This is a genomic window from Clavibacter sp. AC415 (genome assembly GCF_979252985.1).
In genome coordinates this window covers 268,717-284,556 of the sequence record NZ_CEEDAR010000014.1, presented here as the reverse complement: position 1 = coordinate 284,556, position 15,840 = coordinate 268,717, and the positions used below count along the sequence as shown (strand labels likewise).

The following is a 15,840-nucleotide window of genomic DNA, read 5'->3' as shown; positions in this document are numbered from 1 at the left end:
TTGTTCCTGCTCAACTTCAGGGTTGTGCCACCGGGTGTTTAACCGTTCCTCGTGCAGTGTCAAGAGATGTTTTCGCATTTATCGTGAAACGCTTTCGCGTTTTTCGTGCGCCGCTTCATCCTGGCCGTTGGCGGGCTTCGCGCTCGAGGTCGGGCTGCGAGGAGATCAGCATGCGGACGCCCGTGCGGAACAGGGCCTGGTCATCGACCAGGGCGACGCGGATGGGGGGCATGGGCACGGAGGGTCCTTCGATCGGCGGGGCGGCGAGTCGGATCCAGGCGGGCCGGTCGTCACGGGCCCGGCGCGCGGCGGAGGCGGCCCCGCGGGCGGCGGCGGTCCGGTGCGGGCTGACGGGCACCCCGGGCGTGGCGGTGCCCGCGGCGGCGGCCTCCGGCGGGAAGAGCTCGTCCAGCGTGAGGGGCCGGCCCGGAGCCTCGGCGCCCGTGCCGACGGATGCGCCGGGGACGGGGACGCGGGGCACGGGGCGGGTCGCCGGCGCGAACGGGATCCACGCCGAGACGGTCCACACGCCCTCGCGCACGCCCGCCGAGAAGCGGCCGCCGGAGAGGGTCGCGCGCTCGCGCATGCCGGCGAGGCCGTGCCCCACGGGCTGCGCGGTCGTGACCGGGGCGGGCGGCAGGACGGGCAGGGCGATGATGCCCGTGGTCGTGCGCGCCGGACGCACCGGGTCGGGGAGGGTGCGGCTGCGGACGGCGACCGAGACGCCGTCGGGCGCCCACGCGAGCTCGACCTCCACGGGGTGGCCGACGTCGCCGTGCCGAGCAGCACGTTGGTCAGCGCCTCCTGCACGATCCGGTCGACATCGGCCAGCTGCTGGCCGGTGCCGAACTCGCCGGGCGGCCGGTCTCGACGAAGCCGATCGTGAGACCGGTGGAGCGCATCTGGTCGATGAGGTCGCTGAGCTCCTTGAGCTCGGGCTGCGGGGTGTCGTCCTCGCTGTGGCGCAGCTGCGCCAGGAGGATCCGCACGTCGCCGAGCGCCTGGCGGGCGGTGGTGGAGATGGTTCGGAGCGCCTGGTCGGCGCCCTCCGGGTCCACCTGCCGCGCGTACCGGGCGCCGTCGGCCTGCGCGATCACGACGGCGAGCGAGTGGGCGACGACGTCGTGCATGTCGCGGGCGATGCGGTTGCGCTCCTGCTCCACCACTACGTCGTGGAGCGCGCGGGCCTGGTCGCGCTCGGCCGCGGCCTGCGCGTCCCGGCTCGCGTGCGACGCCCGGGACGCGACGACGAGACGGCCGGCCGTCCAGGAGGCGAGGAGCACGCTCCACGCGCAGAGCAGCAGGAAGAGCCAGAGCGTGGCGAACGCCGTCCACTCCCCCGTCCCGAGGGCGGCGCTGCCGACGGGCACGCGGCCCGCGGCGTACGAGAGGTACGACGCGGCCACGACGCCGCCGACGATCGCGGAGGCGAGGCCCAGCGCGCCGGACCACGCGGCCGCCGTACGCGGCCGTGCAGTAGACGACGCCCGCGATGGCGAGGTCGCCGGGCTCGACGCTCGAGCCCGCGCCCATCTGGATGACGGCGCCCGCCCACGCCACGGCGAGCGACGATCCGGGCGAGACGCCGCGGAGCGCGAGCGCCGTCCCCATGACGAGCACGAGCACGAGCGAGACCTCGGAGGTCGCGAACGCGAACACCCCGAGGGCGCTGGCGGCGGTGACGCCCACGGAGCCGGGCGCGAGCATAGCGCCGGACGAACGCGGCCGCGAGGGCCACGTCGAGGACGAGCTGGTACCTCGGGGATCCGGCGGCGCATGCGACCACCGCACGTGCCGGGCGGCTGCGCCGAGCCTCAGCGGGCCGAGGATCCCCGCGGAGGCGGTCGCACTCCTCATCCGGGGGATGTACGCCCGGCGCGTCGGCCGCGCCGAGCGTGCGCGCGGCGCGACTCAGAAGCCGAGGCGGCCGAGCAGCTTCGGGTCGCGCTGCCAGTCCTTCGCGATCTTCACCCGCAGGGAGAGGAACACGCGCTTCCCGACGAGCGGCTCGATCTGCGCGCGCGCGACCTGGCCCACGTGCTTCAGCCGCGACCCCTGCGCGCCGATGACGATGCCCTTCTGGCTGTCGCGCTCGACGAAGAGGACCCGCGTCGATCTCGAGGAGCTCCTTGTCCTCGCGCTCGATCATGTCGTCGATCGTGACGGCGAGCGAGCGCGGCAGCTCGTCCTGCACGCCCTCGAGGGCCGCCTCGCGGATGAGCTCCGAGATGCGCGCCTCGAGCCCCTCCTCGGTGACCGCGTCGGACGGATACAGCTGCTCGGAGACGGGGAGCGCACTTCGAGGAGCTCGCCCACGAGCGCGTCGAGCTGGATCGCCTCGACCGCCGACACGGGGACGATCGCGTCCCACTCGCGGAGCTCCTGCACGGCGAGCAGCTGCTCCGCGACGGCGTGTCGCGACGCGGAGTCGGTCTTGGTGACGATGGCGACCTTCCGCGCGCGGGGGTACTCGTCGAGCTGCTCGTTGATGAAGCGGTCGCCCGGGCCGATGCGCTCGTCGGCGGGGATGCAGAGCCCGATGACGTCGACGTCGCCGAGCGTCGTCTGCACCAGGGCGTTCAGCCGCTCGCCGAGCAGGGTGCGCGGGCGGTGGATGCCGGGCGTGTCCACGAGGATGAGCTGTCCGTCGGGCCGGTGGACGATGCCGCGGATGGCCTTGCGGGTGGTCTGGGGCTTGGAGCTCGCGACGGCGACCTTCTCCGCCACGAGCGCGTTGGTGAGCGTCGACTTCCCGACGTTCGGACGGCCGACGAAGGAGAAGACGAAGCCGGCGCGGTAGGCGGGCGCGCCGCCGCGGGGCTTCCGCTGGGGACGCGCGGGCTCGGCATCGCGGTCGATCCCCCACGCCTCGTCCGACAGGGGCGCCGGCTCCGCCGTCGTGCTGCCGCCGCCGGTGGCGCTGGCGCTGGCGCTGGCGCTGGCGCTGCCGGCCTCGTCGGCGTGGTGCTCCGGCATCGCGTCGGCGGGCGCGGGAGCGGCCGGGTCGTCGTCGCGGGGATCAGTCATGGTCGTGTCCTCTGCTGGCGGCGGCGCCCGCGGGGGCCGCCTCGTGGTCGTCGGGGTGCGTCGGCCGCGCGGTCGCGCTCGACGAGGATCGTGCTGATGCGCGTGCGCCGCCCCTCGACCCGGTCGGCCGTGAGGACCAGCCCGCCGACGTGCACCGCGGACCCGCGCTCCGGCAGGCGCCCGAGCGTCTTCGCGAGGAGCCCCCCGGCGCTGTCCACGTCGTCGTCGTCGAGCTCCAGCCCGAACAGGTCGCCCAGCTCGTCGATGGGGAGCCGGGCGCTCCACACGGTACACGCCGTCCCCCAGGTCCTCGTACTCCGGCACGTCGCGGTCGTACTCGTCGCTGATGTCGCCCACGAGCTCCTCGATGAGGTCCTCGAGCGTACACGAGCCCGGCGATGCCGCCGTACTCGTCCACCACCATCGCGAGGTGGTTCGACTCCAGCTGCATCTGGCGGAGCAGCGCGTCGGCCTTCTGCGACTCGGGGACGAACACGGCCGGCCGCGCCAGCTGGTCGACGGTCGTGCGCTCCGCCTCCTGGGGCCGCTCGTAGACCATGCGCGCGAGGTCGCGGAGGTACAGCACGCCCTCGATCTCGTCCGAGTCGCGGCCCGTCACGGGCGCCCGCGAGATGCCGCGGGAGAGGAAGAGGCCGAGCGCGCTGCCCACGTGGACGGTCTGCTCGACGACGACCATGTCGGTGCGCGGGATCATGACCTCGCGCACCACCGTGTCGTTGAACTCGAAGATCGAGTGGATGAGCTCCCGGTCGTCCTCCTCGAGCACCTCGAGCTCCGTGGCCTCGTCGACCATGCTGAGCAGCTGCTCCTCGCTGGTGAACGTCGCCACCGTCTTCGGGCGGCCCGGCGTGACCCGGTTGCCGAGCGCCACGAGGGCGTCCGCGACCGGGCCGATGGAGACGCGGATCCCGCGCACGAGGAGCGCCGTCCACGCGAGCAGCGGACGCGCGTGCACCCGGCCGACCGAGCGCGGGCTGGCGCCCACCAGCACGAAGGAGACCGCGGTCATGATCGCGGCGGCCACGAGCAGCGTGATCCACCACTCGGAGATCGTGTAGGCGAGCGCCAGCGTGACGAGCACGGCGGCGCTCGTCTCCGCGACGATGCGCACGAAGCTGAGCGAGTTGACGTAGGCGCCCGTGTCGGTCGAGATGGCCAGCATCGAGCGGCGCGCCCGCGACGTGAGCGCGAGCTCCTGGATGTCGGCACGGGACAGCGACGAGATGGCCGACCTCGGCGGCGGCGAACAGGCCGCCGAGGACGACGAGGAGGAAGGCGGGGAGGAGGAGGGCGAGCATCGGCGGGCGGGTCAGCGACCGCGCTCGCTCATGGCGAACCCGATCAGGATGTCGCGCTGGAGCCCGAACATCTCCCGCTCCTCGTCGGGCTCGGCGTGATCGAAGCCGAGCAGGTGGAGGATTCCGTGCGCGGTGAGCAGCAGGATCTCCTCGAGCGTCGAGTGCCCGGCGGTCACGGCCTGCTCGGCCGCCACCTGCGGGCACACGACGATGTCGCCCAGGAGCCCGGCGGGCGTCGGGCGGTCCTCGGTGCCGGGACGCAGCTCGTCCATGGGGAAGCTCAGCACGTCGGTCGGGCCCGGCTCGTCCATCCACTGCACGTGCAGCTGCTCCATGGCGCCCTCGTCCACCATCACGATCGCGAGCTCCGCGTCGGGGTGCACGTGCAGGGTGTCGAGCGCGTAGGTGGCGAGGCGCTGGATGGTCGGCTCGTCCACCTCGATCGCCGACTCGTTGTTGATCTCGATGCTCATCGGGTGCTCCCAGGGGCGGTGCGTCGCTCGGCGCGGAGGTGGTCGGCGGCCTGGCGCTCCGCGTCGTAGCGCGTGTACGCGTCCACGATGCGGCCGACCAGGGTGTGCCGCACGACGTCGTCGCTCGTGAGGCGGGAGAAGTGGATGTCGTCCATCCCGTCGAGCACCCGGGTCACGAGCTGGAGGCCGCTGGAGCCGGTCGGCAGGTCGACCTGCGTGATGTCGCCCGTGACCACCATCTTCGAGCCGAAGCCGAGGCGGGTGAGGAACATCTTCATCTGCTCGGGGGTGGTGTTCTGGGCCTCGTCGAGGACGACGAAGGCGTTGTTCAGGGTGCGGCCGCGCATGTAGGCGAGCGGCGCGACCTCGATGGTGTTGGAGGCCATGAGCTTCGGCACGAGCTCGGGGTCCATCATCTCGTTGAGCGCGTCGAACAGCGGCCGGAGGTAGGGGTCGATCTTGTCGGTGAGGGAGCCCGGCAGGTAGCCGAGCCGTTCGCCGGCCTCCACCGCGGGACGCGTGAGGATGATCCGCTCGACCTCCTTGCGCTGCAGGGCCTGGACGGCCTTCGCCATCGCGAGGTAGGTCTTGCCGGTGCCGGCGGGCCCGATGCCGAACACGATCGTGTTCTCGTCGATCGCCTGCACGTACTGCTTCTGGCCCTGCGTCTTCGGCCGGACGGTGCGGCCGCGCGACTGCACGATGGCCTCGCTCAGCACGTCGGACAGGGTCCGCGCGTCGTCCTCGCCGAGCCGCCTGGCGCTCGTCTCGATCTCCTGGGGTTCCACGTGCTGTCCGTCCTCCACCATCGCCACGACCTCGTCGATGAGCCGGCGGGCGGACGCCACGCCCGCCCGGGTGCCTACGAGCGTGATCTCGTTGCCGCGGACCCGGACGTCGACGTCCGGGTGCTCGCGCTCGATCTGCCGGAGCAGCCGGTCCTGGGGTCCGAGGAGGCGCACCATGAGCACGCCGTCCATCGTCGCCGTCTGCTCGACGCGGTCCTCCGCGTCCGCGGATGCGCCGCCCAGCGAGTCAGAGCCCGACATGGTCCTCCGAGCCGCCGAAGCCGCCCATCACGTGCGCGTGCACGTGGAAGACGGTCTGCCCCGCGTCGGCGCCCGTGTTGAACACGAGCCGGAACTGCCCGCCGACCCGCTCGGCGGCGACGCGCGACGCGACCTCGACGACCTCGGCGAGGAGGCCCGGATCGCCCGCGGCGAGCTCCACGACGTCGCGGTAGGCGGCCGACTTCGGCACGACGAGCACGTGCACGGGGGCCTTCGGCGCGATGTCCTCGAACGCGATGACGCGGTCGGTCTCCGCGACGATCTCGGCCGGGATCTCGCGCGCGGCGATGCGCTCGAAGACGGTGGGCTCGGGGGCTGTGGTCATGCGCCCAGCCTACGCGCGACCCGCGGCGTCACCAGCGACCGAGGGCGGCGTTGACGAGCGCGAGCGCCGCGGGACCTGCCGTGGACGTGCGGAGGATGCCGGCGCCGAGGGCGACGGGCACCGCACCGGCGGCCCGGAGCGCCTCGACCTCGGCCGGGCTGATGCCGCCCTCGGGCCCGACCACGAGGAGCACGTCGGTCGGCGCGGAGCCGTCGGCCGTCGTCAGGTCGAGCGCCGACAGCCGGGCTCCCGCCGTCGGGTCGAGCACGAGCACACGCGCGGTCGCGGCCCTCTGCACCAGGTCCCCCGTCGTCGCGAGCGGCTCCACCTCCGGCACGCGCGGTCGGATGGACTGCTTGACCGCCTCGCGGACGATGGCGCGCCATCGATCCCGTCCCTTGGCGACCTTCGCGCCCTCCCACCGGGAGACCGAGCGCTGCGCCTGCCACGGGATGACCGCATCCACGCCGAGCTCGGTCGCCGCCTGCACGGCGAGCTCGTCGCGGTCGCCCTTGGCGAGCGCCTGCACGAGCACGACGCGCGGGGTCGGCTCCGGGTGCACCTCGACCGAGTCCACCCGGAGCTCGAGGCGCTGCGGCTCGACCGCGGCGACGGTGCCGGCGGCGATGGTGCCACGGCCGTCCCCGACGAGGATGCCCTCGCCGGCGCGGACGCGGCTCACGGTCACGGCGTGCCGGGCCTCCTGTCCGGCGAGCACGATGAGGCGGCCGACCGCGAGGTCGGACGCGCCGATGTCGTCGGCCAGGTAGAAGTGCGCCACGGTCAGACGTTGAGGAAGCGGTCGCGGAGCTTCTGGAAGAGGCCCTGCTGGAAGTGCGCGAGGTGCGGCGCCGGCGCCTTGTTGCGCTTCGCGAACTGCTGGATGAGGTCGCGCTCCTTGTGGTCGAGCTTCTGGGGCGTGACGACCTGGATGCCGATCTTGAGATCCCCCCGCCCGGAGCCGCGGAGCTTCGTGACCCCGCGTCCGCGGACCGTGATGATCTCCGCGCTCTGGATGCCGGGCCGCAGCTCGAGGTCCACGGCGCCGTCGAGCGCCTCGATGTGCGCGTCGCTGCCGAGGACGGCGTCGACCATGCTCACCTCGACCGTGGCGAGGAGGTCGTCGCCGTTGCGGCTGAACACCTCGTGGTGCTTGACCTTGATCTCGAGGTAGAGGTCGCCGTTGGGGCCGCCCGCCGGGCCGACCTCGCCGGAGCCCGGCATCTGCAGGCGGAGGCCCGTGTCGACGCCGGCCGGGATGTCCACCGGCACCGTGCGGCGCGCGCGCACGCGGCCCTGGCCCTGGCAGGTGGGGCACGGGTGCGGGATGACGGTGCCGTAGCCGCGGCAGGTGCCGCACGGGCTCGACGTCATGACGTTGCCGAGGAGGGAGCGCACCTGGCGCTGGATGCTGCCCGACCCGCGGCAGATGTCGCACGTGACGGCGCTGGTGCCGGGCTGCGCGCAGGAGCCCTGGCAGGTGTCGCAGACGACGGCCGTGTCGACCTCGAGGTCGCGGTGCACGCCGAAGATGACCTCGTCGAGCTCGACCTCGACGCGCAGCAGCGCGTCCTGGCCGCGCTCCTGGCGGGACCGCGGGCCGCGTCCGCCGCCGCCCTGCTGGCCGCCGAAGAAGGTCTCGAAGATGTCCCCGAAGCCGCCGAAGCCCTGGCCGCCGCCGCCGAACCCGGCCTGAGGGCCCAGGTCGTACTGCTGGCGCTGCTGCGGATCCGACAGCACGTCGTAGGCGTGCGTGACGAGCTTGAACCGCTCGGCGGCGTCGGGGGCGTCGTTGACGTCCGGGTGCAGCTGGCGCGCCTGCTTGCGGTACGCCTTCTTGATCTCCTCGGGCGTCGCCTCGCGGCTCACGCCCAGTACTTCGTAGTGGTCAGCCACGTCGGGCCCTTCGGTGGTGATGGTCGTGGGGAACAGGGGCGGTGCGCCGGCGTGCGGCCGTCACCGCTCCTCGAGCAGGCGCGAGAGGTAGCGCGCGACCGCGCGCACCGACGCCATGTTGGTGGAGTAGTCCATGCGGGTCGGCCCCAGAACCCCGAGGCGCGCGAGCACGCCGCCGGAGGAGCTGTAGCCGCTCGTGAGCACGCTCGTCTCCCCGAGGCCGAACGGCGCGTTCTCGCGGCCGATGCTCACGGAGACGCCGTGCTGGTCGGCCTCCATCTCGCCGAGCAGGCGCAGGAGCACCACCTGCTCCTCGATGGCCTCGAGGACGGGCGAGATGCTGCCGGGGAAGTCCCGCTCGGTGCGGGCGAGGTTCGCGGAGCCCGCGAGGAGGAGGCGCTCCTGCCTGTTGGCGAGCACCTGCTCCACGAGGGTGCCGGCGAGGACCGACGCGGCCGCGCGCTGGTCGGGCTCCACCTCGTCGGAGAGGGTCTCCAGCCGCGTCGCGGCCTCCGCGAGCCCGAGCCCCCCGATCGCCTGGTTGATGCGCGTGCGCATCACCGCGAGGAACGCGTCGTCCGGGTCGCCCGCCAGCTCGACGACGCGCTGCTCGACGCGGCCCGTGTCCGTGATGAGCACCGTCAGCACCCGGGTCGCGGAGAGCGCCACGAGCTCGACGTGCTTGACGTGGCTGGTGGCCAGCGACGGGTACTGCACGAGCGCGACCTGGTTGGTGAGCTGCGCGAGGAGCCGCACCGTGCGCGCGAGCACGTCGTCGAGGTCGACGGACTGCCCGAGGAAGACGTGGATCGCCTGGCGCTGCGCCGGCGTGAGCGGGCGGACGTCCGCGAGCTGGTCGACGAACAGCCGGTAGCCCTTGTCGGTGGGGACGCGGCCCGACGACGTGTGCGGCGCCGCGATCAGCTCCTCCTCCTCAAGGAGGGCCATGTCGTTGCGGATCGTGGCGGCCGAGACGCCGAAGGCGTGTCGCTCCACGATGGACTTGGAGCCCACGGGCTCGCGCGAGGACACGTAGTCCTGCACGATCACCCGGAGGACGTCGAGCCCGCGTTCCGAGACCATCGCGGCTCCCTCCTGGCACTCGTCGGTTCTGACTGCCAATCGTACCGCCTGGATCCGGGTGCCCGGCATTGCCGGTCGCGCGTCGGCGGCGGTACCGTGAGGAGGCCAGGTACTGCCCGGCCCATCCACGATCCACCGCGATCCGCCGGCCGCCCGGCGGACGCGCGCACCGAGAGGCACCCGGCGATGACCGCACCCGACCCGCACCCCTACGGCGCTCCCGCCCCGCTCACCCCGAGCGAGGACCGGCTGTGGGCGTCGCTCACGCACTTCCTCGCGATCCTCGTCGTGCCGTCCTTCATCGTGTGGCTCGTGTTCCGCGAGCGCGGCCGCTTCACCGACCAGGAGGGCAAGGAGGCGACGAACTGGACCATCAACGTGGTCGGCGCGCTCGTCATCCTGAACGTGCTGCAGGCGATCTTCGTCGTCATCCCGATCCTCGGCATCCTCATCAGCGTGCTGCTGGGCCTCGTGATCTTCGCGGTGGTCGTGGTGAACATCGTCTTCGCGATCATCGGCGGCGTCCGCGTCCAGAGCGGCCGTCCGTACCGCTACCCGCTCAACATCCGGTGGATCAAGTAGGCGGTCGCCGATGAGCGCCCGGATCCGGCACGTCGCCATCGACTGCCGCGACCCGCACGCGCTCTCCCTCTTCTGGGCCGGCGTGACCGGCTTCGCGGAGGACCCGGACGACCCGAACCTCCCCGGCGAGGACGCGGCGTGGCTCGGCGACCCCGTGTCGGGGCTCGGCATCATCCTGCAGCGGGTGGAGGCGCCGAAGACCGGGAAGAACCGCGTGCACCTCGACCTGGCTCCCGACGACCGGACGCGCGACGAGGAGGTCGAGCGCGTGCTCGCGCTCGGGGCCGCGCTCGTCGCCGACCGCCGGAACGCCGACGGCAGCGGCTGGGTGGTGCTCGCCGACCCGGAGGGCAACGAGTTCTGCGTGGAGCGGAGCGACCTCGAGCGCGAGGCCGGCGACGACGTCGGCGCGGTCGTGCTCTGAGCCGTCCCGCAGGTCGGCGGACCGGCCGATGGCCGAGGCGCCGCCGGCCGGCCGAGGCGCCGGCCGCTCAGTCCTCGAGGAGCCGCCGGACGACCGCGTCGGCCAGCAGACGCCCGGGCAGGGTCAGGACCAGCGTGCCCGCGAGCGCGGCCCGGGGATCCACGAGCCCGTCGGCGATGAGTCCCGCCACCTGACGGCGGCCCTCGGTCGTGAGGGTGGGGATCGCGAGACCGTCCCGGATGCGGGCGCCGAGGAGGACGCGCTCCACCTCCCGCGTCGCGTCGTCGAGCGTCTCGCGGCCCGCGCCCGGCGAGGCCCCCGCGAGCACGCGGTCGGCGTACGCGGCCGGGTGCTTCACGTTCCACCAGCGCACGCCGCCCACATGGCTGTGCGCTCCCGGGCCGACGCCCCACCAGTCGTGGCCCTGCCAGTACGCGAGGTTGTGGCGGCTGCGGCGGCCGCCGCGCGCCCAGTTGCTCACCTCGTACCACTCGTACCTCGGCCTCGCCGAGCATCCGGTCGGCGAGCTCGTACATGTCCGCCTGCAGGTCCTCGTCGGGTTCGGGCACCTCGCCCCGGCGGATCTGCCGGGCCAGCTTCGTGCCCGGCTCGACGATCAGCGCGTATGCCGAGAGGTGGTCGGGTTCTGCGCGGCGATCGCCTGCTCGAGCGAGGCGCGCCAGTCGTCGAGGGTCTCCCCCGGCGTCCCGTAGATGAGGTCGAGGCTCACCTCGAGTCCGGCGGCCCGGGCGCCCCGCACCACCGGCGCGATGCGGGCGGGGTCGTGGGTGCGCTCCAGCGTCGCCAGCACGCGCGGCACGGCCGACTGCATGCCGAACGACACGCGCGTGAACCCGCCCGCCGCGAGGGCGGCGAGGTAGGCGTCGTCGACGCTGTCGGGGTTGGCCTCGGTGGTGACCTCGGCGCCGTCGGCGAGGCCCCAGGTCTCCCGCACCGCGTCGAGCATGCGGACGAGGTCGTCGACCGGCAGGAGCGTCGGCGGCGCGCCGCCGCCGAGGAACACGGTGGAGGCGCGACGCGCGGGGACGCCTGGACTCCCGGAGCGCGGATCCGGCGAAGCGCACCTCCTGCACGGCCTGCGACGCGTAGTCGGACTGCTTCACGCCGCGGAGCTCGGGCGCGGTGTACGTGTTGAAGTCCTCGCAGTAGCCGCAGCGCACGCGGCAGAACGGGACGTGGAGGTACACGCCGAAGGCGCGCGCGTCCGCGCCGTCGGCCGCGGAGGCGGGCAGGAGCCCGTCGGCGGGGGCGGGATCGGCGAGGGGCAGGGCGGACGGCACCCGTCCATCATCCCCCGGCCCGGGCCCGCCCGGTCCGCCGCCGTCCGGCGGGGTGCCGCCGCTCCGGCAGGATGGGAGCATGACCGACGCCCCCGCTCCCCGGCCGCTGCACGTCCTCGGGGACGTCGACGGCACCCTGCTCCTCAACAGCCCGCGCTCCGGGAGCATGTACCACCGCGCCATCGAGCGGGCGGCCGGCGAGGCGCTCGAGGACCGCACCGTGCACGCCCACGGGAAGACCGACGGGCAGATCATCTGGCAGACCCTCGCCGTCTACGGACTGCCCGAGACGCTGCACCCGGCGGTCCGCGGGCACCTGGAGGAGATGTCGCGCGTCGAGCACTACGGCCCGGGCCGACGCGAGGTCCCCGTGGGGGTGCCGCGGCTCGTCGCCGACGTCGCCGCGCGCGGGTGGACGAACGCCCTGCTCACCGGCAACTCGCCGTTGCGTGCGCGGTACAAGCTCGACGGCGCAGGCCTCGACGTCGACCTCTTCGACTGGGACGCGTCGTTCTTCGGGCACGAGGCTCGTGTCCGCAGCGACCTGACGCGGCGCGCGGCCGAGGCGCTCTCGGGCGCGCAGGTCGTGATCATCGGCGACACCCCGGCCGACGGCGTGGCCGCCGTAGGCCGCGGGCTTCCCCTTCGTGGCCGTGGCCACCGGCGCCTACGGCGTGGACGCGCTGCGCCTGCCCGACGCCCACGCCGCGCTGGTGGTCCCGGACCTCGCGGTCGGCCACGACGAGGTCATGGCGTACCTCGACGGGCTCGCGGCGAGCTGACGCGCGCGAGCCGCCGCGGATCAGGCGGAGGCGACCGCCGGGTGCAGCGCGCGCAGGTAGCGGCGCATGAATACGCCCTGCAGCACGCGCAGGACCGGGCTCGCCAGCCGCAGGGGCCAGGTGGCGGGCCGGGAGAAGACGCGGAGGGTGAGCCAGACGCTGCCGTCCGGCTCTCGGGAGACGAGGAACGCCTCCTCGCCGCTGAACGGGTGGCCGTGCACGGTGCCGTACGCGAAGCCGACGCGGTCGGTCTCCTGCACGGTGTACACGACGCGGACGGGCGCCTCGGGGTGGAACGGTCCGAAGGGCATGCGGAGGACCGCCGACGTGCCCGACGTGATCCACGCGGTGCCGTCGTCGCCGTACAGCGTCTCCCGCGGCCGGTCGACGGGGACCTGGGGAACGCCCTCGGCGTCGAACTCGAGCCCGGCGGCGTAGCCCGGGTCGTCCGGGACCTCCTGCTCGATGCGCGTGACGTCGATCCCGGCTCCACGCTGCACGCCCCACGTCATGAGGAGGGCGACGGCCTGCTCGAAGCGCTCGTCGCCGCTGCCGAGCCGCGCGCTCGCCTCGGCGGGACGGTAGCCCTCGGGCGGGTAGGTCATCAGGTCGGCGGCCTGGGTGCCGCCGACGGAGCCGTACGTGACGGCGGTCGCGGTATAGGTGCTGCGGCGCATGCCCGTCAGCCTACGGCGTGGTCCTGCGAGGGCTCCGGGGTACCGGTCCCCCGGCGCCGCCGAGCTCCGTCGCGCCCCTGGCCGCGTGACCCCCGGAGGCAGGCCCACCCCCCGGCTCTGGGGCCGGCCGAGGACGCCGTTCATCCGTCCGGATGACGCCGTGAGCGTCGCGGTCATCCGCTCGCTGTACGGCGGCGAGCAAGCGTTATCCACCCGTGATCCGGGGTTCTCTTCGAAGACCTGCGAGGCCGATAGCTTTCGACCACGGCCGGTACGACCGGTCCAGGGGAACGTCGTCACGGATGTCGTCGCCCGGATCCGCCTCGCGATCCGGGAACGATCGACTGCTCGGACCTGGCCGCACCCGCGCTCACCATCCCACTGCCGTCGACAGCGACGACCACCGAAAGGCCACCGTGAACCGCTCCCTCCCCGCCCTCGTCCTGACCGGAGCGCTCGCGCTCGGTGGATGCCTCGTCGCTGCGCCGGCGCAGGCCGCCCCCTGGTGATGGGACCTACTACTCGGTGCCGGGCACGTCGTACCTCTTCGTGGTCGACGCCGTGGAGGGCGAGCCCGCCCTCGGCGTGGCCACCTACGAGGAGTGGAGGGAGGACGGCTTCCCCGCCCCGCGCCCGGCCGCCGTGGAGTACCTCAAGTACACCTGGGACTCGACCATCTACCAGGACGCGACCGTCGACGGGGTGTCCTTCAGCATGCGCATCGACTACGCCACCTGGCGCTCGGTCGGCTTCCCCACCCCGCGCACGGACCGCCTGGCCGCCGACTCCGCGATCGTCCGCTACGACGGCTCGGACGAGCTGTTCGTGCAGGCCGGCGCCGCGTTCACGGACGACCCGGCGTTCCACAAGCTCACCTTCTCCGAGTACACGCGTCTCGGGTACCCGCACGTGGACTTCGACGTCCCGCCGCTCTTCCGCAAGCTCTCCTGGAACCCGAACATCGTCGGCCCGGTCGACCAGTCGGAGACGATCGGCGTCACGCCCTTCGCCGTCTGGGACTACTTCGCCCGTCCCACCCCCCGGATCGTGCCCTCGTTCGATGGCGACCGCTTCTGCCAGGCACGCGGCTCGGCCGACATCCGCTACGTCGGCATCGCCGCGCCGAACGGCATGAAGCTCAGCTACGGCCAGTGGCTCATGGCCGGCTCCCCCGCTCCCGAGCGCTGCTGATCCGCGGGGCGGGCAGCCGTGCCGCTGCCCGCCCCGTCCCCGCCCCGTCCCCCCCCCCCCCCGCATCACCTCACCGCCTGAGAAAGGCCCTCATGAACCGCTCGCTCCCTGCCCTCGTCCTCGTCGGCGCACTCGCCCTGGGGGGCGCGCTCGTCGCCGCCCCCGCGCAGGCGGCCCCCCAGCACAACGCCTACTACTCGGTCCCGTTCAGCGGTGACCTGTACGTCACCGAGTCATACGAGGGCGTCCGCGTACTCGGCGCCGGCCTACTTCGACGCACTGGGAGGCCGACGGCTTCCCCCGACCCGTGCCTGCCACCGTCGCCTACCGCGGGTTCACCTGGTCATCGGACATCTACGCCGACATCCAGACGGAGCCGGGGGCTGCATCGACGCTCGGTCTCACGTACGGGCAGTGGCGTGCCGCGGGCTCGCCGAAGCCGACCAGGGACGTCCTGCCCGTCGACTCCGACGTGTTCAAGTACTCCTACTCGGACGAGCTCTTCGTCGGGGTGTTCAGCTTCGGAGACGACGTCCCCGTCAACCACAAGCTCACCTTCGGGGAGTACGCGGCGCTCGGCTACCCGTCGGCGTCCACGCGTTCCGAGGGCTTCCGCAAGCTGTCGTGGCTCCCGTCCATCGTGGGCGCGACGGTGCCGACCTACGAGATCGCCGCCATCGACTTCTGGACCTGGGAGTACTGGGCAAGCCGACCCCGCAGGTCGTGAAGTCCTTCACCGGCGACCGGTTCTGCCAGACCGCCGGCTCAGCCGACATCCGCTACGTCGGCATCGCCGCCCCGCAGGGCGTGAAGCTCTCGTACGGCCAGTGGCTCGAGGCCGGCTCACCGGCCCCCACCCGCTGCTGATCCCCTTCCCACCGCGAACCCCTAGAGAGGCAGACCATGAACCGTTCACTCCCCGCCCTCGTCACCGCAGCGGCACTGCTGCTCGGCGGCACGATCGTGGCCCTCCCGTCGGCCTCAGCCACCGCGGCGACCACCGGCACCGTCGTGTACTACTCGAACCCGTTCGACGACCGGCTCATGGCCGTCCGGCCGGGCGACACCTCGCTCGACTCCTACGGCGCCACGTTCGACGAGTGGCGGGCCGACGGGTTCCCGACGCCCGTCCCCGCGAAGGTCGCCTACATCGGCTACACGTGGGAGCCCACGATCTGGGCGGACGAGACGTTCGGCCCCTTCACCTCCACGCGCATGCTCGACTTCGACCGGTGGACGCACGCGGGCCAGCCGGCACCACGCAGCGACCAGCTCGCCTACCAGCACGAGGTCATCCGATACGACGGATCCGACGAGCTCTTCGTCATCGAGGGCGCCTCGTTCACCGACGAGCCGGGCTTCCACAAGCTCACCTACCGGGAGTACGCGAGCATCGGCTCTCCGCCCGTGGACCGCGTCCTGGAGACCGAGTTCCGGAAGCTCGCGTGGTACCCCGCCATCGTCGGACCGAAGGACTTCACGGGCGAGGTCGGCGTCATGGACTTCGCCGTGTGGGACTACTACGCCCGTCCGACACCGCAGGTCGTGGCGTCGTTCCCGGGAGACCGCTTCTGCCAGGCGCCGGGCTCCGCGGACATCCACTACTTCGGGGATGCCGCTCCTCGCGGCGCGCAGCTGAGCTTCGGCCAGTGGCGTGACGCCGGGTCCCCTCCTCCTGCACGTTGCTGAC

16 protein-coding genes and 5 pseudogenes are annotated in these 15,840 nt (G+C 73.1%); 8 read left to right on the top strand and 13 right to left on the bottom strand.

Features of this window, described 5'->3' with window-relative positions; genetic code table 11:
- Nucleotides 1-142 precede the first annotated feature (142 nt).
- From ACZ411_RS06225 to hrcA, 11 genes and pseudogenes are all read right to left on the bottom strand, one after another.
- A pseudogene (locus ACZ411_RS06225) lies at nt 143-232 on the bottom strand (DNA-binding response regulator); the annotation flags it as partial.
- 562 nt (nt 233-794) lie between these two features.
- Nucleotides 795-1,406 (bottom strand): sensor histidine kinase, encoded by a 612-nt coding sequence (locus ACZ411_RS06220; RefSeq protein WP_464169255.1) that lies wholly within the window; start codon nt 1,404-1,406, stop codon nt 795-797.
- A 505-nt stretch (nt 1,407-1,911) separates the two neighbouring features.
- A pseudogene (era, locus tag ACZ411_RS06215) lies at nt 1,912-2,859 on the bottom strand (GTPase Era).
- A gap of 164 nt (nt 2,860-3,023) precedes the next feature.
- Nucleotides 3,024-3,314, bottom strand: a complete 291-nt coding sequence (locus ACZ411_RS06210) for a transporter associated domain-containing protein (RefSeq protein WP_464169253.1) — start codon at nt 3,312-3,314, stop codon at nt 3,024-3,026.
- Nucleotides 3,315-3,466: 152 nt separating this feature from the next.
- Nucleotides 3,467-4,249 (bottom strand): annotated as a pseudogene (locus ACZ411_RS06205) (CNNM domain-containing protein); the annotation flags it as partial.
- 108 nt (nt 4,250-4,357) lie between these two features.
- On the bottom strand, nt 4,358-4,819 hold the full coding sequence (ybeY, locus tag ACZ411_RS06200; protein WP_094115780.1) for an rRNA maturation RNase YbeY: 462 nt from the start codon (nt 4,817-4,819) through the stop codon (nt 4,358-4,360).
- The gene (locus ACZ411_RS06195) at nt 4,816-5,868 is read right to left on the bottom strand and encodes a PhoH family protein (RefSeq protein ID WP_464169250.1); all 1,053 of its coding nucleotides are present in this window, start codon (nt 5,866-5,868) and stop codon (nt 4,816-4,818) included. The genes ybeY and ACZ411_RS06195 overlap by 4 nt, the downstream gene beginning before the upstream one ends.
- A complete protein-coding gene (locus tag ACZ411_RS06190; RefSeq protein ID WP_094115778.1) occupies nt 5,855-6,214 on the bottom strand; it encodes a histidine triad nucleotide-binding protein in 360 nt (119 codons plus the stop codon). The genes ACZ411_RS06195 and ACZ411_RS06190 overlap by 14 nt, the downstream gene beginning before the upstream one ends.
- Before the next feature lie 28 nt (nt 6,215-6,242).
- Nucleotides 6,243-6,995: a 16S rRNA (uracil(1498)-N(3))-methyltransferase gene (locus tag ACZ411_RS06185; protein ID WP_104291239.1), complete on the bottom strand. Its 753-nt coding sequence runs from the start codon at nt 6,993-6,995 to the stop codon at nt 6,243-6,245.
- 2 nt (nt 6,996-6,997) lie between these two features.
- Nucleotides 6,998-8,110, bottom strand: coding sequence for a molecular chaperone DnaJ (gene dnaJ / locus ACZ411_RS06180; RefSeq protein ID WP_464169247.1), 1,113 nt, complete (start codon nt 8,108-8,110; stop codon nt 6,998-7,000).
- 60 nt (nt 8,111-8,170) lie between these two features.
- On the bottom strand, nt 8,171-9,193 hold the full coding sequence (gene hrcA / locus ACZ411_RS06175) for a heat-inducible transcriptional repressor HrcA (protein ID WP_094115775.1): 1,023 nt from the start codon (nt 9,191-9,193) through the stop codon (nt 8,171-8,173).
- A gap of 186 nt (nt 9,194-9,379) precedes the next feature.
- On the opposite strand from hrcA, the gene ACZ411_RS06170 reads away from it, so the two are divergent.
- The gene (locus tag ACZ411_RS06170) at nt 9,380-9,775 is read left to right on the top strand and encodes a DUF4870 domain-containing protein (RefSeq protein ID WP_094115774.1); all 396 of its coding nucleotides are present in this window, start codon (nt 9,380-9,382) and stop codon (nt 9,773-9,775) included.
- 10 nt (nt 9,776-9,785) lie between these two features.
- The gene (locus ACZ411_RS06165) at nt 9,786-10,199 is read left to right on the top strand and encodes a VOC family protein (protein WP_104291237.1); all 414 of its coding nucleotides are present in this window, start codon (nt 9,786-9,788) and stop codon (nt 10,197-10,199) included.
- Nucleotides 10,200-10,266: 67 nt separating this feature from the next.
- Here the strand turns inward: ACZ411_RS06165 and hemW are convergent.
- Nucleotides 10,267-11,500 (bottom strand): annotated as a pseudogene (hemW, locus tag ACZ411_RS06160) (radical SAM family heme chaperone HemW).
- 79 nt (nt 11,501-11,579) lie between these two features.
- Between hemW and ACZ411_RS06155 the strand changes: the two are divergent.
- Nucleotides 11,580-12,065: pseudogene (locus ACZ411_RS06155) on the top strand (HAD family hydrolase); the annotation flags it as partial.
- An 82-nt stretch (nt 12,066-12,147) separates the two neighbouring features.
- Nucleotides 12,148-12,282: a hypothetical protein gene (locus ACZ411_RS06150; protein WP_464169243.1), complete on the top strand. Its 135-nt coding sequence runs from the start codon at nt 12,148-12,150 to the stop codon at nt 12,280-12,282.
- 20 nt (nt 12,283-12,302) lie between these two features.
- Here ACZ411_RS06150 and ACZ411_RS06145 read toward each other — a convergent pair whose 3' ends face one another.
- Nucleotides 12,303-12,959, bottom strand: coding sequence for a DUF1990 family protein (locus tag ACZ411_RS06145; RefSeq protein WP_464169241.1), 657 nt, complete (start codon nt 12,957-12,959; stop codon nt 12,303-12,305).
- 525 nt (nt 12,960-13,484) lie between these two features.
- Between ACZ411_RS06145 and ACZ411_RS06140 the strand changes: the two genes are divergently transcribed.
- From ACZ411_RS06140 to ACZ411_RS06125, 4 genes are all read left to right on the top strand, one after another.
- Complete coding sequence (locus ACZ411_RS06140) at nt 13,485-14,150, top strand: hypothetical protein (protein ID WP_464169239.1); 666 nt, start codon at nt 13,485-13,487, stop codon at nt 14,148-14,150.
- Between the two features lie 307 nt (nt 14,151-14,457).
- Nucleotides 14,458-14,877 (top strand): hypothetical protein, encoded by a 420-nt coding sequence (locus ACZ411_RS06135; protein ID WP_464169237.1) that lies wholly within the window; start codon nt 14,458-14,460, stop codon nt 14,875-14,877.
- Nucleotides 14,874-15,017, top strand: coding sequence for a hypothetical protein (locus tag ACZ411_RS06130; RefSeq protein ID WP_464169235.1), 144 nt, complete (start codon nt 14,874-14,876; stop codon nt 15,015-15,017). The genes ACZ411_RS06135 and ACZ411_RS06130 overlap by 4 nt, the downstream gene beginning before the upstream one ends.
- A 36-nt stretch (nt 15,018-15,053) precedes the next feature.
- Nucleotides 15,054-15,839: a hypothetical protein gene (locus ACZ411_RS06125; RefSeq protein ID WP_464169233.1), complete on the top strand. Its 786-nt coding sequence runs from the start codon at nt 15,054-15,056 to the stop codon at nt 15,837-15,839.
- Nucleotide 15,840: the final 1 nt, after the last annotated feature.